Below are 18205 nucleotides of genomic sequence, written 5' to 3' on the forward strand. Positions count from 1 at the left end.
CCGAGTATTTGGCAAAACAGTTTTTGCAATGTTCTACATAAATTATGCTAATACTTGTGACGCGATGACCACACGCCCCCCGACAAGTCCGCGTTTTTCCTACAAATCCGACCGGCTGAAGCCGCTGCGCGCGTTCTGCCAGACCGTACGCCTGGGGTCTGTCTCACGGGCCGCTGAGGCACTTTTCGTCAGCCAGCCTGCGATCAGCCTGCAGCTTCAGGCGCTGGAACGGGAGCTGGGGGTGCCGTTGTTCGAGCGCAGCGGGCGGCGCCTCGTACCCAGCCGCGAGGGCCAGCTGCTGTATGAGATGGCGCAGCCACTGGTGGAGAGCCTGGACGGGCTGGAGGCGCGCTTCCGCGACAAGGTGCGTGGCCTGGACGCGGGCGAGCTGAACATCGCCGCCAACAGCTCGACCATCCTGTACCTGCTGCCGAAGATCGTCGAACGCTTCCGCCTGCATCATCCGGACGTGCGCCTGACCCTGCACAACGCGATCAGCGCCGACGGCACCGACCTGCTGCGCGAGGACGCCGCCGACCTGGCGATCGGTTCGATGACCGATGTACCGGCCGACCTCAGCTATGCCCCGGCCTACCGCTTCGAGCAGGTCCTGATCGCCCCGCACGACCATCCGCTGGCCAGTGGCGGCGAGCTGGAGCTGGCCGACATCGCGCGCTACCCGCTGGTGCTGCCGCCGAAGCGGCAGATCACCTACCGGCTGGTCGACCAGGTGTTCCAGCGCCACCGCATCGCGTACACGGTCGCGCTGGAGGTGGGCGGCTGGGAGGTGATCAAGCAGTACGTGGCGATGGGCATGGGCATTTCCATCGTGCCGGCGCTGTGCCTGAACGAGGCTGACCGCGAGCGGTTGGCGGCGCGTTCGATGAAACGCTGGTTCCCCGAACGCAGTTACGGGGTGATCGTGCGGCGTGGCAAGGCGTTGTCGGCGCAGGCGCGGGCGTTCATCGAGCTGATCCAGCCGGAGTTGTTCAGTCCGCGCGATTACGACCAGAGCGGGCATTCGGAGCGGTGAGGGTGTGCGGCAGGGCTGCGCCCTGCACCTGCCGAATCAACGGTAACGGCAGAGGCAACGGCAACGTCAAAGGCAACAGCGGGGATTCCGTGGGATGGCGGGGCGGTGTGGGTGGGCAGGACACGCCGTAAACCCGTCCTTGGGGGCTCGATGGCGCCATCCATGGCGCCAACGGTCCTGCCCACCCACACCTCCCCACCTCTGACAGATTCCCGCGATCTGTCGGAACGGCATGGCCTGCTCCTGGTGGGTGTCGACCTTAGTCGACACGGTTGGTCCACGCCATGCGTGGATGACGATTCCCGGCGTCGGGCTGGATAGACTGCACCCATGTCCATCGAACTCCGCCACCTGCGCTACTTCCTCGCCGTTGCCGATACGCTGCACTTCGGACAGGCGGCGGAGCGGCTGGGTATGTCGCAGCCGCCGCTCAGCCAGCAGATCCGCCAGCTGGAGGACCTGATCGGTGCGCGCCTGTTCGTGCGCAGCCATCGTCGTGTACAACTGACGCCTGCCGGTGAGCTGCTGCAGGAACGTGCACGCGCCATCGTGCAGCAGGTGGAAACGGCGGTGGATGAGGTGCAGCGCGCGCAGCGCGGTGAGCAGGGTGAGTTGCGCATCGGCCTGACCCGGGCCACGCCGCTGTCACCGCAGATTCCGCGTTCGATCCTGCGCTACCGCCAGCAGTACCCGCAGGTGCGACTGCAGCTGAGCGAGATGAACACCCTGCAGCAGATCGATGCGCTGCTCGATGGCAGCCTGGACGTGGGCATCATCCGCAAGCGCGCGTTGCCGCCGGAGCTGGTGGCCCACAGCCTGTTCGTCGATCCGCTGGCGTTGATCGTGCATGCCGACCACCCTGCCCTGCGCAGGCTGTCGAAGCAGGGCACGCTGTCGCTGCGCGACTTCGCGCAGGAACCGTTCGTGGCATTCCGGCGCAGCGCCGGCGCCGGCATCCATGACCACATGATCGCGTTGTGTGCCGCCGCCGGCTTCACTCCACGCATCGTGCAGGAAGCCGGTGAGGCTTCGACGCTGATCAGTCTGGCCGCCGCCGGGCTGGGTGCGGCAATCCTGCCGTCGTCGTGCGACCACATCCGCGTGGAGGGTGCGCGCTTCGTGGCGCTTGCAGACGCCGGCGCGCATTCGGAGGTGCAGCTGGCGTGGCATCGCGAGGGGGTGACGCCGTTGATCCGCAATTTTGCTGGGCTGCTGCGCGGGGCGTTCGCGGAGGGGTGATACGGCCGACCATGCAGCTTTGGTAGATGCCAACCTTGGTTGGCCCCCCTGCCAGAGCGCCGACCAAGGTCGGCATCTACCAGAGCAGCGCCGCGCCCAAGTGGAGCGCGCGTTGGGTCACGCCGTCACCGGCTGCGGGGTGCGCTGCTGCAGCGCCCAGACGATGCCACCACCGATCAAAGTCAGCACGGCAGCGAACAGGCACACGCCCAGCCAGTCCCAGGCCGCATAGGCCAGGCCGCCGACTCCGCCCAGCACACTGGACCCGAGGTAGTAGGCAAACAGGTACAGCGCTGAGGCTTCCGCGCGCATCGCACCGGCACGGCTGCCAACCCAGCTGCTGGCCACCGAGTGGCCACCGAAGAAGCCGAAGGTCACCAGCGCGATGCCCAGCGCCATCGTGCTCAGCCATGGCATCGCCAGCAGCACGATGCCGGCACCGATCAGTGCGAACGAGATCGACAGGATGCGGCCGCGTCCGTAGCGCGTGGCCTGCTGCCCCATCCATGCCGAACTGAAGGTACCCACCAGATACACGCTGAAGATCAGTCCGACCACGGTCTGGCTGAGGTGGTACGGCGGCGCCAGCAGGTGGTAGCCCAGATAGTTGTAGAGGGTGACGAACACACCCATCAGCACGAACGAGGTAGCGAACAGCCACGGCAGGCCCGGGTCGGCGAACAGCGTGCGCCAGCGCGACGGCAACTGGCGCAGGCCATCACGGCGGGGATGGAAGTGGCGCGACGGCGGCAGCTGCAGCCACAGCAGCACGGTGCTGGCCACTGCGATGATCGAGACCACACCGATGCCCCAGCGCCAGCCCCAGTGGTCAGCGATGATGCCGGCCAGCAGGCGCCCGCTCATGCCACCAATGGCATTGCCGCCGATGTACAGGCCCATCGCCAGGCCCAGCGCGCGGCTGTCCATTTCCTCGACCAGGTAGGTCATCGCCACTGCCGGCACGCCGCTCAGCGCCAGGCCAAGCAGGGTGCGCAGCACCAGCAGCGTGGTCCAGTCGTCCACCAGCGCAGTGCTCAGCGACAGCATGGCCGAGGCCAGCAACGCAGCGATCATCAACGGGCGACGGCCGACCGCGTCGGACAGCAGGCCGGCCAGCAGCATTGCCACCGCCAGCGTGCCGGTGGTCAGCGACAGCGACATCGCGCTGCCGGCGGCGGACACGCCGAAGTGGCGGCTGAACTCGGGCAGCAGCGGCTGCACCGTGTACAGCAGGCCGAAGGTGGAGAAGCCGGCCAGGAACAGCGCCAGCGCGCTGCGGCGGAAAGCCGGTGTGCCCTGCTGGATGCGGGTCTCGGCGTCGGAGTCGACGGTGTGTAGGCGGTGCTCGACGGCCGCCGTGGTTTCGCCAGTCATGGAATCGAAGGGCCGGTGGGGACGGCCGGGCGTGGGAGGGAACGGGCCTCAGACTAGGCCCGCCCATCCAGTCGATCCATAACCTGATAGGTCAGGATTGATACACAGGAAGTATCAATTCAGCTTACAGGCGCTGCCACTCGAAGCCAGCGCCTCGGCGGTAATACACCGCCACGGCGCGGCCGTAGACCTTGTCGGCGTCGACAAAGCCGAAGAAGCGGCCATCGAAGCTGTTGCCACGGTGGTCACCCAGCACCAGCACCTTGCCGTCCGGCACCACCAGGTCGGCGATGTCCGGGCCGCCGCCCATGTCCAGGTCGAGGCTGGCATGGCGGTCGCCGAAGGCTTCCACGTCCTGCAGGTCGGCAATCTGCAGCGGCTGGCCGTTGATGCTCAGATGGCCGTCGCGCAGCTGCACGTGATCACCGGCCACTGCAGCCACGCGCTTGATCAGGCGGGTGCCGTCGGCCGGTGAATCGAACACCGCCACTTCACCGCGCTGCGGAACGCCGGTGGACATCAGTTCCTTGCCGGTGAACGGCAGGCGCAGGCCATAGGCCCGCATGTCCACCACCACCCGGTCGCCGGGCTGCAGGGTCGGCTGCATCGAGCCGCTGGGCACCACGTAGTGGTTGGCGAGGGTATCGCGGGCGGCGGCGAGCAGACCCAGCATCACCAGCAACGGCAGCGCCTCCTTCTTCAACCAGGCAAGTGCGCGTTCGGAAAACGGGGGACGGGCAACAGCATCCATGACAGGCTCCGGGTGATTGGTAGCTGCATCAGACCACATCCGGGCGCAGGAGGTTCCGTTAGCGCCGGGCCACGCCCGGCGAGCGCGCAGCGTGGCCGTTCCAACACGCCGCCGGGCATGGCCCCGCGCTACCGATGCACGGGTTACGCAGGTTTTACGCCCCGACCCGGCCGCGGGCATCGCACCTTTACGGGCAGCACGCGCATCGTGTGCCCACCGCGCCGCAGGGCGCATTCCGCAAGGTGTTGTATGACCCTCCTGGTGATCCGCCACGCGTCTCCGTCGGCGCCGCACCCGCAGCTGCCGGCGCAGCTGAGCGGCCATCGCGTGCTGTGCAGCGACTGCGCCAGCCTGTCCGAGGTGCGCCAGTGCCTGTGCCAGCCACAGGCGCGCTCGGCCGACTGGGTACTGCTGGATGTCGGCGCCGCCGACGAGGCGCAATGGCAGGCCGAAGGTGGCGCGCTGCAGGCGGCGCTGGAACGGCTGCCGGCGCAGTACATCGAGCTGCAGTCCCCCAACGAGCCCGGCCTGGAGGCACGCCTGCGCCTGCAGCACGGTCCCGCCGCAGTGGTGGTCGACCAGCGCAGCCAGCAGGCCGGTTACCCGTTGTCGCTGGCCATCGTTGGCCGCCGTCTGGCGCAGGAGGGCTGAGCCATGTCGATCTTCATCATCCGCGGCCCGGAAGCGGCCGGTGCATTGATCCGCACGGCAATGCCGCTGCCGGCGCCGGTACTGAAGTCGCTGGTGCATCGCGCGATCGACGCCGGCACCAGCGTCGCGATCCGTGCCTGCGGTTCGGAACAGGAACTGCTGGATGCGCTGCGCGTGGCCGATCACAGCCGTGGCGAGGTGACGCTGCTCGATCCGGGTGCGTGTGCCAACAGCCTGCGCCTGCAGCGGCTGCTGCCGTACCTGCACAACGCCTACGTGGAAGTGCATGACGACGGCGCGGTGGCCGAGCCGTGCCTGCCGGCCGGTGTCGGCCAGCGCCTGGGCATCGCCGCGGGGTATGGCGCGCAGAGTTATGTGCTGGCGCTGGACATCGCGCTGGACCACCTGGGGTTGGCCGAGCAGGCGAACCGGGTGCATGTAGGGACGTGATGGCCGGGCTGCGCCCGGCACCCGGGGGTAGTGCCGGCCGCTGGCCGGCAACCTCAACAACAACAGCAACAGCGGAGGCTGGCATTGCTTGGGATGGCGGGGTGGGTCCGGTTGCGGGGGACGCTGCAAGTACGTCCATGTAAGCTCGGTCGCGCCATCCATGGCGCTCACGCCCCCGCAACCGGACCCACCCCGCCTTCGACACGTTTCCGCGACCTATCGGAATGGCATGGCCTGCTCTGGGTGGGTGTCGACCTTGGTCGACACATGGATCCACGCCATGCGTGGATGAGCGACACAACGAAAAACGGCGGGGTTGCCCCCGCCGTTCTTTCTTTCGTACTTCAGGCCGCGCTTACTTCAGGCCGCGGAACTTCAGCAGCGGCTCCACCGACGGGTCCTTGCCGCGGAAATCGCGGTAGAGGGTCGACAGCTCCACGCTGTTGCCGCGCGAGAGGATCTTGTCGCGGAATTCCTGGCCATTGGCGGCGGTCAGGCCACCGTGTTCGGTGAACCACTGGTAGGCGTCATGGTCCAGCACTTCGGCCCAGAAGTAGGCGTAGTAACCGGCCGAATAACCACCACCCCAGATGTGGTCGAAGTAGGTGGTGCGGTAACGCGGCGGCACCTGCGGCAGGTCGACCTTGAACTTCTTCAGTGCGCTGGCTTCAAACGCACCGACATCCTGCAGCGGCGCATCGGCCTTCTGCGTGTGCCAGGCCAGGTCCAGCAGCGCGGCCGACAGGTACTCGGTGGTCGCATAGCCCTGGTTGAAGCTGCGTGCCTTGAGGATCTTGTCGACCAGTTCCTGCGGCATCGCCTCGCCGGTCTTGTAGTGCTTGGCGTAGTTGGCAAACACCTTCGGATCCAGCGCCCAGTGCTCGTTGAACTGCGACGGGAACTCGACGAAGTCACGCGAAGTGGCGGTGCCGGCGATCGACGGGTATTTCACGTTCGAGAACATGCCGTGCAGCGCATGGCCGAACTCATGGAACATCGTGGTGACGTCGTCGAAGCTGATCAGCGCAGGCTGGCCGTCGGCCGGCTTGGTGAAGTTGCAGACGTTGTAGACCACCGGCTTGGCACCGGTCAGGCCGTCCTGTTCGACGAACACGTCCATCCATGCGCCGCCGGACTTGGTGTCACGCTTGAAGTAGTCGGTGTAGAACAGGGCCAGCGAAGTGCCGTCCTTGTCGAACACTTCGTATACCTTCATGTCCGGGTTGTAGGTCGGAATGTCGGTACGCGGCTTGAAGGTGATGCCGTACAGCTGGGTGGCGGCGTAGAAGACGCCGTTCTGCAGCACGTTGTCCAGTTCGAAGTACGGCTTGATCTGCGACTCGTCCAGATCGTACTTGGCCTTGCGCACCTGTTCGGCGTAGAAATCCCAGTCCGAAGCAGCGACCTGGAAACCACCCTTCTGCGCGTCGATCACCTTCTGGATCTCGCCGGCTTCGGCACGCGCCTTGGCCGTCGCGGCCGGCACGGTGTCGGTCAGCAGCTTGAGCGCAGCGGCCGGGGTCTTGGCCATCTGGTCGCCCAGCTGGTAGTCGGCGAAGGTGTCGAAGCCGAGCAGCTTGGCCTTCTGCGCACGCAGCTGTGCCAGGCGCTGTACGGTCTGCCGGGTGTCGTTGGCATCGCCACGCTCTGCGCGGGTTTCCGAAGCCTTCAGCACCGCGGCGCGCTGGTCACGATCGGTCAGCGAACCGAGCACCGGCTGCTGGGTGGTGTTCTGCAGCGGCAGCAGGAACTTGCCATCCAGCTTGCGGTCCTTGGCGGCAGACGCAGCGTTGTTGATCGCATTGTCGTCCAGGCCGGCCAGCTTGGCCTTGTCGTCGACGACCACGGCGGCAGCGGCGGTAGCGGCCACCAGGCGGGTGTGGAACTGGGTGGAGAGGGTGGTCTCTTCCACGTTGAGCTTGCGCAGGCTCGCCTTGTCGGCGTCGGACAGCTGGGCACCGGCGCGCACCAGGCCGTCGTAGTAATGCTCGACCAGGCGCTTCTGCACCGGGTCCAGTTCCAGCGTGTCACGCTGGTCGTACAGCGACTTCACACGCGCGAACAGCTTCGGGTCGAGGTTGATCTCGTCCTGGTGCGCGGCCAGCTTCGGTGCGATGTCTTCCTGGATCTTCTGGCGCGCTTCGGTGCCGTCGGCCTGGACCAGGCCGAAGAAGATGCGCGACACGCGGTTCAGGGTCTCGCCGCTGCGCTCCATCGCCACCAGCGTGTTGTCGAAGGTGGCCGGCTCAGGGTTGTCGGCGATCTTGCGGACATCAGCCAGGTGCTGGCGCATCCCTTCTTCGAAGGCCGGCAGGTAGTCGCTGTCCTTGATCTTGTCGAACTGCGGGGCCTGGAACGGCAGCGTGCTGGCGCTCAGCAGCGGGTTGGTGGAGGCTTCGGCCGGCTGCTGGGCCGGGGCTTTCTGGGCATCGGACACGGGGGTGGACTCCTTGCCGGAACAGGCCGCCAGCGCCAGGCTGATGGCGGCGGCCAGGACTACGGTACGCGACATGTAAAACGCTCCTTGGGCAGACGGTATGGGATACCAGCCGTCCACCCTACTCCTGTCGCGCACGCCCGGCATGTGCCGGACGTGGCGTCTAGGCAGCGGCGCGCGGCCGGCTCAGACCGTGCCGCGGGTCTTGCCGATCCAGGGCCGGTAGAACTCGCGGATCGCCGCCATGTCGGCTGCGTCGTCTCCGCTGGGATGGAACACCGGGCCGATGCCGATGATCTTTTCCGGGTAATGGAAATACGCCGCCAGAACCGGCACATCAGCCATCCGCGCGATCTTCAGGAAACCGGCCTTCCAGTCCTTCACCGCCTTGCGCGTGCCTTCCGGGGTGATGGCAAACCACATCTTCTCGTTGTTGCGCAGCAGGTCCACCGCCTGGCCCACCGTGCCCTGCGGCGAACTGCGGTCCAGCGGGATCACGCCCAGCTTGTGCAACAGGGGGCCCAGTGGCCACCAGAACAGCGAGGCCTTGCCCAGCACCTTGACCTTCATGCCCAGTGCGATCTTGGCCGCCATACCCCACAGGCCATCCCAGTTGGACGAATGCGGGGCGATGATGAAGACCAGCTTCGGGATGTCGGGCAGGGTGCCGGTAACCTTCCAGCCGCCCATGCGCAGCGTGCAGCGCGCCAGCCAGCGCAGGAAGCGGTTGGGTTTGACCTGCGGCATGTTCGGCGGAATGGCCGGCAGCAACGGCGTCGGGTTGTTCAAGCAATCACTCCCAGTCACGTGATGAGCGCCCGCGCTTGACCTGCGCGCGCCCGCGTTTGGCGTCCAGACGACGCAGTTTCGACCCGAGGGTCGGCTTGGTGGCCTTGCGTGGCTTGGGCACGTGCAGCCCGGCCTGGATGAAGGCCGCCAGCCGATCGCGCGCATCCTCGCGATTGCGATCCTGGGTACGGAATCGTTGCGCGTCGATGACCAGCACGCCTTCGCCGGTCATGCGCCGGTCGCGCCGCGCCAGCAAGCGTTCGCGCAACGGTTCGGGCAACGAGGGCGAGCCGGCCACATCGAAACGCAGTTCCACCGCGGTGGAGACCTTGTTGACGTTCTGGCCACCGGCACCACTGGCACGCACGAACCGCTCGACGATCTCGCCGTCGGGGATTTCAAGCTGCGCGCTGATGGTGACCGGTCCACTGCCCATCCGCGCATTGTAGCGGCAGCCACGCGATGGAGTACGTCATTGCGCACCGTATGCCGCCGATCAGGTACCGAACACGCCGCCTTCGCCTCGGCTGCCGGTATGCTGGCCGTCCCATGTACTGCAGGAAGCCCCGCATGACCCGCACCACACCCGCCCTGCCGTCCCTGCTGCGCCGCGCCGCCCTGCTGCTGGCGCTGGCCGTGGCCAGCATTCCGGCACTGGCCGCCCCGCCGACCGATGGCGACATCAACCGCCTGCTGTCAGCCTCGCGCGCGCAGAGCATGATCGACACCATGCTGCCGCAGATCGAGGCGATGCAGCAGCAGCAGTTCCAGCAGGTGGCCGCGCAGCGCCAGCTCAACGCCCAGCAGCAGGAGCAGCTGAAGCGGATCCAGGCGCGGACCAGCCAGACACTGCGCCAGGCCCTGTCGTGGCAGCAGCTGCGGCCGATGTACGTGGACCTGTACAAGAAGACGTTCAGCAAGGAAGACGTGCTGGCGATGGCCGAGTTCTACGAGAGCGCGGCCGGCCAGAGCCTGCTGGACAAGACCCCGGCCCTGATGCAGAACGTGATGGTGGCGATCCAGGCCCGCATGCAGCCGTTGTTCGCGGACCTGCAGAAGGACCTGGAAGCGATCGTCAACGAGCCGGAAAAGAAGTGAGGTAGTGCCGGCCGCTGGCCGGCTCCCCAGTACATCTGGAATCGCGTAGCTGCCGGCCAGCGGCCGGCACTACCGTCAAGCGGTATCCACCTGCCAGCCGAACAGGTCCAGCGCCTTCTGGAACCCGCCGTCCAACGGCGCACGCACGTCCACCGTGCCACCGTCCGGATGCGGGAAGCGCAGGCGCTCGGCGTGCAGCAGCATGCGGTGTACGCCCTGCATGCGGAAGATGCGGTTGTGCCGACCATCACCGTGGCTGGTGTCGCCGATCATGTGGTGCGACAGGTGCTTGAGGTGCCGGCGGATCTGCCGGAAACGCCCGGTCTGCGGCTGGCAGCGCAGCAATGCATAGCGCGAACTGGTGAACTCTCCGATCGGCACTGACAGCTCGCCGGTGGCCAGGCGCTGGAAGTCGGTCACTGCCGGCTTCTTCACCGGCTTGCCCGGGCCACCGTCGAGGTCGTGGTCGACCCGCCAGGACAACTCGGCCGGCCAGCCACGGCAGACCGTCAGGTAGTCCTTGGCCACTTCACCGCCCATCAGCGCCTTGCCCAGCGTGCTGGCGGTCTCGCGGTCGAAAGCCAGCAGCAGACAGCCGCTCGTCGCCCGGTCCAGGCGATGCACGAGGAAGATCGGGCGACCCAGCTGCTCGCGCAGGCGGTCGGCCAGGAAGTCGTCTTCGCCACGGGCCAGTTTGCTGTCGTGGACCATCAGCCCGGCAGGCTTGTTGACCACGGCCAGGCGCTCATCCAGGTACAGCAGCTGCAGGGGCGCGGTGTCGGTCTCGACCGCGGCGAGGGTATCGGGTTCGGTGCTCACCGCGGGATTATACGGGTGCCCTGATCGGGGTCAGATCCCTTTCCCTGTGGAAAAGGGATCTGACCCCAGGTAGGCAGATGCGCCGGTCAGGCGTTGCGCACGGCCAGCAACTCGCCGTTGCCCACCGGCACCAGACTGGTGCTGAAGTCCGGATCAGCATCCAGCAGCACGCGCAGCGGTTGCATCTCTTCCGCATGCGAGGTGGCGTTGTCCACCACCAGCAGGCCACCGGGGCGCAGCACGCGGCGCAGCTGCGGCCACCAGCCGGCGTACTGCCCGCGGTCCGAATCGAGGAACAGCAGGTCGATGCAGGCATCGGCGGCCTGCGCCAGCCAGAGCCCGGCATCGCCATGGACCAGGCTGATGCGATCACCCAGGCCACTCCGTGCAAACGTGGCTCGCGCCATCGCCACCTTGTCGTCGGCGTACTCCAGCGTGGTCACGTGGCCGCCGATGGCGGCGGCGGCCTCGGCCAGCCACAGCGTGGAATAGCCGTTGGACGTACCGATTTCCAGCACCCGGTGAGTGTTGCCGAATCGCACCAGAACCGACAGGAACTCACCGGTGTCAGGCGTGATGTTGAGCATGCGTCGGCCGCGCTCGCTTTCGCGTGCGTCGTTGTCGGCGCCGAAGCGGACCAGCTCGTCCTTGAGCGCTTTCAGCACGGGGCCTACTTCCACCACGCGCACAGCAGCGCGACCGCACCGACCGCACCGGACAGCCAGCTCCACATCGGCAGGTCACCCCAGTACCAGCCCGGTGGCTGCACCACATACATCAGTGCGGCGATGGCCAGCAGGCCGACACCGGTGATCGCACCCACCGCGCGCTTCTGCAGGCGCTGCACGCTGGCATCCAGTGCGGCCAGGTCGCGCGAACGCATCGACAGTTCGTGGCGTCCTTCCACCTGCTGGGTCAGCCAGGCGTGTACCAGGCGCGGCATGTCCGGCGCGTGGGTCATGATTTCCGGCAGCCGCTTGCCGATCTCGCGCACCACGCGGCGCGGGCTGTAGCGCTCGCGCAGGATCTTCGCCAGCACCGGCTTGGCCACTGCCCAGATGTCGATCTGCGGGTCGAGCTGGCGGCCGACGCCTTCGATGTTCAGCAGGGTCTTCTGCAGCAGGATCAGCTGCGGCTGCAGGGTCAGCTGGTAACGCTGGGCCACGCGGAACAGCTTCATCAGCACTTCGGCCAGCGAGATCTGCGACAGCGGCCGGGTGAAGTACGGCTCGCACACCGAACGCACGGCGGCCTCGAGATCATCGATGCGCACGTTGTCCGGCATCCAGCGCGCCTGCACGTGCAGTTCGGCGATGCGGCGGTAATCGCGGTTGAAGATGGCCATGAAGTTCTCGGCCAGGTAGTACTGATCTTCCTGGGAGAGCTGGCCCATGATGCCGAAGTCCAGCGCGATGAAGCGCGGGTTGGCGCGGCGCGACGGATCGGTGTCGACCCAGATGTTGCCGGCATGCGCGTCGGCATGGAAGAAGTTGTCGCGGAACACCTGGGTGTAGAACACCCGCACCCCCTTGGCAGCCAGTGCCTTGCGGTCGATGCCCGCCTTGTCCAGTGCAGCAATGTCATCGGAGGGGATGCCCCACACGCGCTCCAGGGTCAGCGCGCGCTCGGCGGTGTGGCTCCAGATCACTTCCGGCACGTACAGGTCGTCGCTGTTTTCCCAGAAGCGGCGCAGCACGCTGGCATTGGCGCCTTCGCGCTGCAGGTCCAGCTCGGCGGACAGGGTGTTTTCGACTTCGGCCACCACTTCGCGCGGACGGATCTTGTCGGCGCGCGGATGGGTGCGCTCGACCAGGGCAGCCAGCGAATTGAGCAACGCGATATCGGCGTCGATCTGCTTCTCGATGCCCGGGCGCAGCACCTTGACCACCACCTGGCGGCCATCGGCCAGCGTGGCCGCGTGCACCTGTGCGATCGACGCCGAGGCCAGCGGCTCGGTGTCGAAGCTGGCGAAGGCCTCGCTGACCGGCAGGCCGAGCGCTTCTTCGACGATGCGGCGTGCGGTCTCGCCATCGAACGGCTTGACGCGGTCCTGCAGCAGGGTCAATTCATTGGCCACGTCCGGCGGCACCAGGTCGCGGCGGGTGGACAGGATCTGGCCGAACTTGACGAAGATCGGGCCGAGATCCTGCAGTGCCAGGCGCAGGCGTGCACCGCGCGACTGAGCAGCGATGTCGGCCGAAGCGCGCGGCACGAACGGCTTGGCCAGGCGCAGCCAGCGCTCGGCGGGGGTGCCCTGCAGCAGGTCGTCCAGGCGGTAGCGCAGGATCACCCGGCCAATGCGGCTGGCGCGCAGCACAGCCTTCATGCGGCACCCCGCAGGCGCTGTACGCGCGCGCCGAGACGTTCGACGTCATCGCGCAGCACGTCCACATCATCATGGAAGGCATCCAGCTCAGCGCGCGGCACCACGTCGCGCGATTCCTCGGTGATGAATTCGGCGGCGCTGTGGGCCAGGTCGATCGCGCCCTGCCGCGCGTGCTGCAGAGCGCTGCGCAGGGTGTTGGCAACCTGCACGCCCAGCACCTCGCCGAACACGCTGACGAAGGGCTGTTGCCAGTCCGGATCGAAGCCCTTGGCGAGCTGCTGCAGGCGGCGCGCCAGTTCGGCATCGCCGGCCACGCGCACGCGGCCCTTGCCGTTGTTGTCGGCGCGCCGTGCACTGGCCAGCAACGGCAGCTGCGCGAGCACGCCGGCCAGGCTGCTGCGCACGGCCAGATCGGCTTCCTGTGCGTCCACTGGACCGACCCGCAGCTGGTCGCCATCGACACTGATGCGCATCGCCAGAGAGGGCGCTTCCAGGGTCAGGTCGATATGCCGGCCATCCAGGCTGGCCAGCGCGTGGCGGGTATCCGGATCCAGCGCCAGCGCGCGGTTCAGGGCGATCTGCAGGGCGCGGCCGGCGACCGGCTTGAGGGACTTGAGCAGGGAGAGAGCCATGTGTGCATTCTACCTGCGTGGGTGGGGGGCTTGGGCCGGGCTGCTGCCCGGCACCCGCAGAGGCCACTGCCAGAGCAACATCAAAGGCTGGCTTCCTGTGGGAGGCGGGGTGGGGCCGGTTGCGGGGGACGCTGCAAGTACGTCCATGTAAGCTCGGTCGCCGCATCCATGCGGCTCACGCCCCCGCAACCGGCCCCACCCCGCCTTCGACAGGTTCCTGCGATCTGTCAGGCTATCCGGGGTCGGATCCCGTTGCTGCGCAACGGGCTCTGAGCCCAATGCTGATGGCATCTCGCGTTGGTAGATGCCGACCTTGGTCGGCGCTGGATTTCCGGGAGCCAACCAAGGTTGGCCGCTACTTGAGCCGGCCGCCAGGCGGTTCATCTGTGCCTCACCTGAGCGGCAATGGAAGGTTCATGCTGTACGGCCACGCAACGCAAAGGACATCGCAACACCATGGCACGGACCCGGGTCGGCATCATCTTCGGTGGCAAGTCTTCCGAGCACGAAGTTTCGCTGCAGTCGGCGAAGAACATCCTCGATGCGCTTGATCGCGAGCGCTTCGAGCCGGTGCTGGTCGGCATCGACAAGCAGGGCCAGTGGCATCTGAGCCAGCCGGATACCTTCCTGATCAATGCCGATGATCCGTCGCGCATCGCGCTGCATCGGTCCGGCACGTCGCTGGCGGTACGCCCGGGTGCCGAGCAGTCACAACTGCAGCCGTCCGATGCAGCCAGTGCGCTGGGACAGATCGATGTGGTGCTGCCGATCGTGCATGGGCCGCTGGGCGAGGACGGTGCGTTGCAGGGCCTGCTGCGCATGGCCAACCTGCCCTTCGTCGGTTCGCCGGTACTGGGCTCGGCGGTGGCGATGGACAAGGACGTGACCAAGCGCCTGCTGCGCGACGCCGGGCTGCAGGTGGCACCGTGGCTGTGCATCCGTCGCCATCAGGCGGCGGCAGTCGATGTCGATGCGGTGATCGCGCAGCTCGGCCTGCCGTTGTTCGTGAAGCCGGCCAACCAGGGTTCGTCGGTGGGTGTGAGCAAGGTCAAGGATGCGGCGGGCTTCGCCGGGGCACTGGAACTGGCGCTGCGTTATGACCACAAAGTGCTGGTGGAATCGGCGGTGGTCGGCCGTGAGATCGAGTGCGCGGTGCTGGGCAACGAACTGCCGCAGGCCAGCCTGTGCGGCGAGGTGGTGGTACACGACGAGTTCTACGCCTACGACACCAAGTACATCAACGAGGATGGCGCCGAGGTGGTGGTGCCGGCGGATATCGATGCCGCAACCCAGGCGCGCATCCAGCAGATCGCGCTGCAGGCCTACCAGGCGCTGGAGTGTGCGGGCATGGCGCGCGTGGATGTGTTCCTCACCGCAGACGGTGAGATCGTCATCAACGAGGTCAACACGCTGCCGGGCTTCACCCGCATCAGCATGTACCCGAAGCTGTGGGGCGCCAGCGGTGTGGACTACACCACGCTGATCACGCGCCTGATCGAACTGGCGCTGGAGCGCCATGAAGCCGATCGCGGATTGCACAGCGCCGTGTAGGGGCGCTCTCTGTAGAGTCGAGCATGGCTCGACTCTACAAAGGAGCGTACCGGCCAACGGTCGGCACCCACCGGAAAGAGCAGTGCCGGCCAGCGGCCGGCACTACCCTGCGGTCTTCTAACCGCGCTTGCGGAACATCGAGATCACTGCCAGTACCAGGAACACAACGAACAGGATCCAGGCAATGTTGCTGGCGGCACCGGCGATGCCGGAGAAGCCGAGCACGGCGGCGATGATGGCGATGACGAAGAAAATAACGGCGTAATGCAGCATGGTGCTCCTCGCAGATGTCCGGGCCGTTGGATGGCGTGGGTCCATCCTCCCGATTCGGCGGTGTGCAACCAGTGATGGCAGGCTCTGCGCGTGATGAAGTCTTCAGCGCCGTGAGCCTGACGTCATGACGCAGCCTTCAGCCTGCGCAGCCCTTCTTCAATGCTGACCTGCGGCACGTAGCCGAAATCGCGGCGCGCCGGTTCCATGCTGTACCAGTGAGGCGTGCACAGCTGCTCGGCCAGGAAGCGGGTCAACGGCGGCTCGCCGCGCAGGCGCAGCAGCGGCCACAGCCGTTCGCAGACCGCACCAATGCGATAAGCGGTCTTGAAGCTGATCGCCTTGTCCACCGTCGGTGCACCCACAGCGGCCAGCAGCTTGTTGACCAGCTCGCGCATCGGCAGCGGTTCGCCGTTGGAAATGAAGTAGGCCTTGCCCGCACACGCTGCACCCGGGGCCAATGCCTCGAAAGCGAGGAAGTGCGCGAGCGCGGCGTTGTCGATGTAAGTGGTATCCACCTTGTTGTTGCCATCGCCGACCAGGCGCAGGCGGCCCTGCCGTGAACGTTCGGCCAGGCGCGGCACCAGCTGCTGGTCGCCCGGGCCCCAGATCAGGCGCGGGCGCAGCGCCACCGTCGCCAACGAGGCGTCGTTGGCCGCCAGCACGCGCTGTTCGGCAATCGCCTTGGTCGCCGCATACGGCGCCTGGAAATCTTCGCCGTACGGGACTTCGTCGGCACCCAGGCCCTCCACCGGATGGGTGGCGCGGTGGGTAACACTGGGCGTGGAGGTGTAGACCAAGCGGCTGATGCCATGTGCACGGCAGGCCGCGATGACGTTGTCGGTGCCGACCACGTTGGCCTGGTGGTAGCTGTCATAGCTGCCCCAGGCGCCGGCCTTCGCACCGTTGTGGAATACCGCATCGACGCCGGCCACCGCGTGCAGCACCGCCTGCGCATCGGCCAGATCGCCGCGGATCTGGCCCACGCCCATGGCCTGCAGTTCCGGGTAGTGGCTGCGGTTGAACGCCAGCACCTGGTGGCCACGTTCGACCAGACCGCGGCACAGCGCCTGGCCAAGGAAACCACCACCACCGGTGACCAGGATCTTCATGCGCGCTTCTCCAGTTCGGCGCTGGCCCAGACGGCGAGCTTCTCGCGGCCGATCTTGGCGTTGTGACGGATATCAACGGGGAACGCCGGATGCACCAGGAAGTGCTGCAGGCCGGCTTCTGGCGCGCGGGCTGCTGCGTGCGCACGCAGCGCTTCCTGCAGCGCCGGGCTGTCTGACTGACCACGTTGCAGTTCCACGCACAGCACCGGCACCTGCGCACCGGCCGGACCAACACCGACCAGCGCCGTGCGCGCAACCCCGGGCACGGTATTGAACACCGGCTCGACCTGCTCGGTGTACAGCGGCCCATGCGCGGTTTCCACCCGATGGGTCTTGCGGCCGCAGAACCACAGACGACCCTGCGCATCGAAGTAGCCGACGTCGCCCATGCGATGCACGACGCGCACGCTGCCATCAGCCAAGGTCTCGCTGATCTTCGCCGCCGCGGTGGCCTGCGGGCGGTTGAAGTAGCTGTCGGTGGCGGTCGGTCCGGCCACGGTGATCTCGCCCACCTCGCCCACCGCCAGCACACGCGCCTGCGACCAGTCCGGCAGCGGTGCGTCATCGATGGCGATGATGCGCACCTCGTTCGGCTCGACCACGCTGCCCACGCAGGTACCGGCGCCGGCCTCGGTAGCAGCACGGGTGCGCTCCAGCTCGCGGCCCTCCACCACCGCCACCGGCAAACATTCGGTGGCGCCATACGGGGTCCAGAACTGCGCATCGGCGGGCAGCAGACTGCGGATGGTAGCGACCACATCCGGCGGCACCGGCGCACCGGCCGAGGTCACCCGGGTCACCGTTGGCAGGGGCCGGCCGTGGCGGGCCAACACCCGCATCAGCGCCGGCGAGCCGAACAGCTGGGTCACCCCGAAGCGCTGGATCGCGTCATGCAGCCGCGCAGGGTCGGCCTGCGCCGGCCGGGTAGGGTCCATGTCCGGAATCACCGAGGTCAGGCCCAGCGCCGGGTCGAACAAGGCAAACGGCGGGAAGGTCGGCAGGTCCACGCCGCCCGCTTCCATGCCGAAGGCGCTGCCCAGCAGCTGGATCTGGCCGACAAAGTGGCGGTGGCGGTAAACCACGCCCTTGGGCACGCCGGTCGAGCCGCTGGTGAACAGGATCGCGGCCATGTCCTCGCCATCGGTAGCGGCCAGCATCGGCCCCCTGTTGGCGCCAGCGCGTTCCAGCGCGGCCAGAGTGGTTCCGCCCCAGCCCAGGCGCCGACCGACGGTGACCAGACGGGTTGCCGACGGTGCCCAGCGCAGCACCAGCCGCGCCACATGGGCCAGCGGAATGCCGATGAAGGCTTCCGGCTGCGCCTCGTCCAGGCACTGCTTCAGCGCGCGCTTGTCGATGCCCGGGTCGACCAGTACCGGCACCGCGCCCAGCTTGAACAGCGCGAACATCAGCAGGAAGAACTCCGGCGACGGCCGCACCATCACCACCGTGCGCACCCCGCGGCCGATCCCATAGCCGGCCAGGCCGGCGGCCATGGCGTCGCTGCGGGCGTCCAGCTGGCGGTAATCCAGGGTCACATCGTAGGCGGCCATGCCGTTGCCGGCGCCGCGGCGGCCAGGGCAGCGGATGGCGATCTGGTCGGGGCGTTCACGCGCCAGTTCAGGCAAACGGGCCGAAATATTGCAGGGTCGGTTCATCCGTTCATTGTCGCCGCT

General features: G+C 67.2%; 18 protein-coding genes. 6 read left to right on the top strand and 12 right to left on the bottom strand.

What is annotated here, in order from left to right:
* The first annotated feature begins 64 nt into the window (after positions 1–64).
* Together DI041_RS06355 and DI041_RS06360 are read left to right on the top strand one after the other, a co-directional pair.
* On the top strand, positions 65–1033 hold the full coding sequence (locus DI041_RS06355) for a LysR family transcriptional regulator (RefSeq protein WP_065724111.1): 969 nt from the start codon (positions 65–67) through the stop codon (positions 1031–1033).
* A gap of 330 nt (positions 1034–1363) precedes the next feature.
* Positions 1364–2272, top strand: coding sequence for a LysR family transcriptional regulator (locus tag DI041_RS06360; protein WP_014645561.1), 909 nt, complete (start codon positions 1364–1366; stop codon positions 2270–2272).
* A 117-nt stretch (positions 2273–2389) separates the two neighbouring features.
* On the opposite strand, the gene DI041_RS06365 is transcribed toward DI041_RS06360, so the two are convergent.
* Positions 2390–3646 carry an MFS transporter gene (locus DI041_RS06365; protein ID WP_136640086.1) on the bottom strand — a complete coding sequence of 419 codons (1257 nt, stop codon included), beginning with the start codon at positions 3644–3646 and terminating at the stop codon, positions 2390–2392.
* 124 nt (positions 3647–3770) lie between these two features.
* Positions 3771–4397, bottom strand: coding sequence for a signal peptidase I (lepB, locus tag DI041_RS06370; protein ID WP_136640087.1), 627 nt, complete (start codon positions 4395–4397; stop codon positions 3771–3773).
* 249 nt (positions 4398–4646) lie between these two features.
* Here lepB and DI041_RS06375 point away from each other — a divergent pair, with 249 nt between their 5' ends.
* Both DI041_RS06375 and DI041_RS06380 read left to right on the top strand, forming a co-directional pair.
* On the top strand, positions 4647–5048 hold the full coding sequence (locus DI041_RS06375; RefSeq protein ID WP_136640088.1) for a hypothetical protein: 402 nt from the start codon (positions 4647–4649) through the stop codon (positions 5046–5048).
* 3 nt (positions 5049–5051) lie between these two features.
* Positions 5052–5498, top strand: a complete 447-nt coding sequence (locus DI041_RS06380; RefSeq protein ID WP_004153636.1) for a 3-dehydroquinate dehydratase — start codon at positions 5052–5054, stop codon at positions 5496–5498.
* A 355-nt stretch (positions 5499–5853) separates the two neighbouring features.
* Here the strand turns inward: DI041_RS06380 and dcp are convergent, their stop codons facing one another.
* The 3 genes from dcp to arfB all read right to left on the bottom strand — a co-directional run bounded on the left by dcp (position 5854) and on the right by arfB (position 9160).
* Positions 5854–8010, bottom strand: a complete 2157-nt coding sequence (gene dcp, locus DI041_RS06385) for a peptidyl-dipeptidase Dcp (protein ID WP_046985334.1) — start codon at positions 8008–8010, stop codon at positions 5854–5856.
* A 111-nt stretch (positions 8011–8121) separates the two neighbouring features.
* Positions 8122–8724 carry a lysophospholipid acyltransferase family protein gene (locus DI041_RS06390; RefSeq protein WP_012509731.1) on the bottom strand — a complete coding sequence of 201 codons (603 nt, stop codon included), beginning with the start codon at positions 8722–8724 and terminating at the stop codon, positions 8122–8124.
* Between the two features lie 4 nt (positions 8725–8728).
* On the bottom strand, positions 8729–9160 hold the full coding sequence (arfB, locus tag DI041_RS06395) for an alternative ribosome rescue aminoacyl-tRNA hydrolase ArfB (RefSeq protein WP_004135621.1): 432 nt from the start codon (positions 9158–9160) through the stop codon (positions 8729–8731).
* A gap of 134 nt (positions 9161–9294) precedes the next feature.
* Between arfB and DI041_RS06400 the strand changes: the two genes are divergently transcribed.
* Positions 9295–9822, top strand: a complete 528-nt coding sequence (locus tag DI041_RS06400; RefSeq protein ID WP_046985336.1) for a DUF2059 domain-containing protein — start codon at positions 9295–9297, stop codon at positions 9820–9822.
* A gap of 75 nt (positions 9823–9897) precedes the next feature.
* Here the strand turns inward: DI041_RS06400 and DI041_RS06405 are convergent, their stop codons facing one another.
* The 4 genes from DI041_RS06405 to DI041_RS06420 all read right to left on the bottom strand — a co-directional run bounded on the left by DI041_RS06405 (position 9898) and on the right by DI041_RS06420 (position 13599).
* Positions 9898–10641, bottom strand: coding sequence for a pseudouridine synthase (locus DI041_RS06405; RefSeq protein WP_136640064.1), 744 nt, complete (start codon positions 10639–10641; stop codon positions 9898–9900).
* A gap of 86 nt (positions 10642–10727) precedes the next feature.
* The gene (locus DI041_RS06410) at positions 10728–11306 is read right to left on the bottom strand and encodes an O-methyltransferase (protein WP_046985338.1); all 579 of its coding nucleotides are present in this window, start codon (positions 11304–11306) and stop codon (positions 10728–10730) included.
* A 5-nt stretch (positions 11307–11311) separates the two neighbouring features.
* Complete coding sequence (gene ubiB / locus DI041_RS06415; protein WP_136640065.1) at positions 11312–12967, bottom strand: ubiquinone biosynthesis regulatory protein kinase UbiB; 1656 nt, start codon at positions 12965–12967, stop codon at positions 11312–11314.
* Complete coding sequence (locus DI041_RS06420; protein ID WP_046985340.1) at positions 12964–13599, bottom strand: ubiquinone biosynthesis accessory factor UbiJ; 636 nt, start codon at positions 13597–13599, stop codon at positions 12964–12966. Before DI041_RS06420 ends, ubiB begins: the two co-directional genes overlap by 4 nt.
* Before the next feature lie 456 nt (positions 13600–14055).
* On the opposite strand from DI041_RS06420, the gene ddlA reads away from it, so the two are divergent.
* A complete protein-coding gene (gene ddlA / locus DI041_RS06425; RefSeq protein ID WP_136638496.1) occupies positions 14056–15150 on the top strand; it encodes a D-alanine--D-alanine ligase in 1095 nt (364 codons plus the stop codon).
* A 117-nt stretch (positions 15151–15267) separates the two neighbouring features.
* Here ddlA and DI041_RS06430 read toward each other — a convergent pair whose 3' ends face one another.
* From DI041_RS06430 to oleC, 3 genes are all read right to left on the bottom strand, one after another.
* On the bottom strand, positions 15268–15423 hold the full coding sequence (locus DI041_RS06430) for a DUF1328 domain-containing protein (protein ID WP_004153593.1): 156 nt from the start codon (positions 15421–15423) through the stop codon (positions 15268–15270).
* Between the two features lie 122 nt (positions 15424–15545).
* Positions 15546–16532: a 2-alkyl-3-oxoalkanoate reductase gene (gene oleD, locus DI041_RS06435; RefSeq protein ID WP_046985342.1), complete on the bottom strand. Its 987-nt coding sequence runs from the start codon at positions 16530–16532 to the stop codon at positions 15546–15548.
* The gene (gene oleC / locus DI041_RS06440; RefSeq protein WP_136638495.1) at positions 16529–18187 is read right to left on the bottom strand and encodes an olefin beta-lactone synthetase; all 1659 of its coding nucleotides are present in this window, start codon (positions 18185–18187) and stop codon (positions 16529–16531) included. Before oleC ends, oleD begins: the two co-directional genes overlap by 4 nt.
* Between the last annotated feature and the right edge of the window lie 18 nt (positions 18188–18205).

Source organism: Stenotrophomonas maltophilia, assembly GCF_004920835.1.
GTDB classification, from domain to species: Bacteria; Pseudomonadota; Gammaproteobacteria; order Xanthomonadales; family Xanthomonadaceae; genus Stenotrophomonas; species Stenotrophomonas maltophilia_AQ.

What these genes read in the sequence shown, in the direction of transcription:
- DI041_RS06375 (WP_136640088.1), top strand. Translation starts at nt 4,647, where the DNA reads ATGACCCTCCTGGTGATCCGCCACGCGTCTCCGTCGGCGCCGCACCCG.
- lepB (WP_136640087.1), bottom strand. Translation starts at nt 4,397, where the DNA reads ATGGATGCTGTTGCCCGTCCCCCGTTTTCCGAACGCGCACTTGCCTGG.
- DI041_RS06355 (WP_065724111.1), top strand. Translation starts at nt 65, where the DNA reads ATGACCACACGCCCCCCGACAAGTCCGCGTTTTTCCTACAAATCCGAC.
- DI041_RS06360 (WP_014645561.1), top strand. Translation starts at nt 1,364, where the DNA reads ATGTCCATCGAACTCCGCCACCTGCGCTACTTCCTCGCCGTTGCCGAT.
- DI041_RS06430 (WP_004153593.1), bottom strand. Translation starts at nt 15,423, where the DNA reads ATGCTGCATTACGCCGTTATTTTCTTCGTCATCGCCATCATCGCCGCC.
- DI041_RS06380 (WP_004153636.1), top strand. Translation starts at nt 5,052, where the DNA reads ATGTCGATCTTCATCATCCGCGGCCCGGAAGCGGCCGGTGCATTGATC.
- arfB (WP_004135621.1), bottom strand. Translation starts at nt 9,160, where the DNA reads ATGGGCAGTGGACCGGTCACCATCAGCGCGCAGCTTGAAATCCCCGAC.
- ddlA (WP_136638496.1), top strand. Translation starts at nt 14,056, where the DNA reads ATGGCACGGACCCGGGTCGGCATCATCTTCGGTGGCAAGTCTTCCGAG.
- DI041_RS06400 (WP_046985336.1), top strand. Translation starts at nt 9,295, where the DNA reads ATGACCCGCACCACACCCGCCCTGCCGTCCCTGCTGCGCCGCGCCGCC.
- dcp (WP_046985334.1), bottom strand. Translation starts at nt 8,010, where the DNA reads ATGTCGCGTACCGTAGTCCTGGCCGCCGCCATCAGCCTGGCGCTGGCG.
- DI041_RS06420 (WP_046985340.1), bottom strand. Translation starts at nt 13,599, where the DNA reads ATGGCTCTCTCCCTGCTCAAGTCCCTCAAGCCGGTCGCCGGCCGCGCC.
- DI041_RS06365 (WP_136640086.1), bottom strand. Translation starts at nt 3,646, where the DNA reads ATGACTGGCGAAACCACGGCGGCCGTCGAGCACCGCCTACACACCGTC.
- ubiB (WP_136640065.1), bottom strand. Translation starts at nt 12,967, where the DNA reads ATGAAGGCTGTGCTGCGCGCCAGCCGCATTGGCCGGGTGATCCTGCGC.
- oleC (WP_136638495.1), bottom strand. Translation starts at nt 18,187, where the DNA reads ATGAACCGACCCTGCAATATTTCGGCCCGTTTGCCTGAACTGGCGCGT.
- oleD (WP_046985342.1), bottom strand. Translation starts at nt 16,532, where the DNA reads ATGAAGATCCTGGTCACCGGTGGTGGTGGTTTCCTTGGCCAGGCGCTG.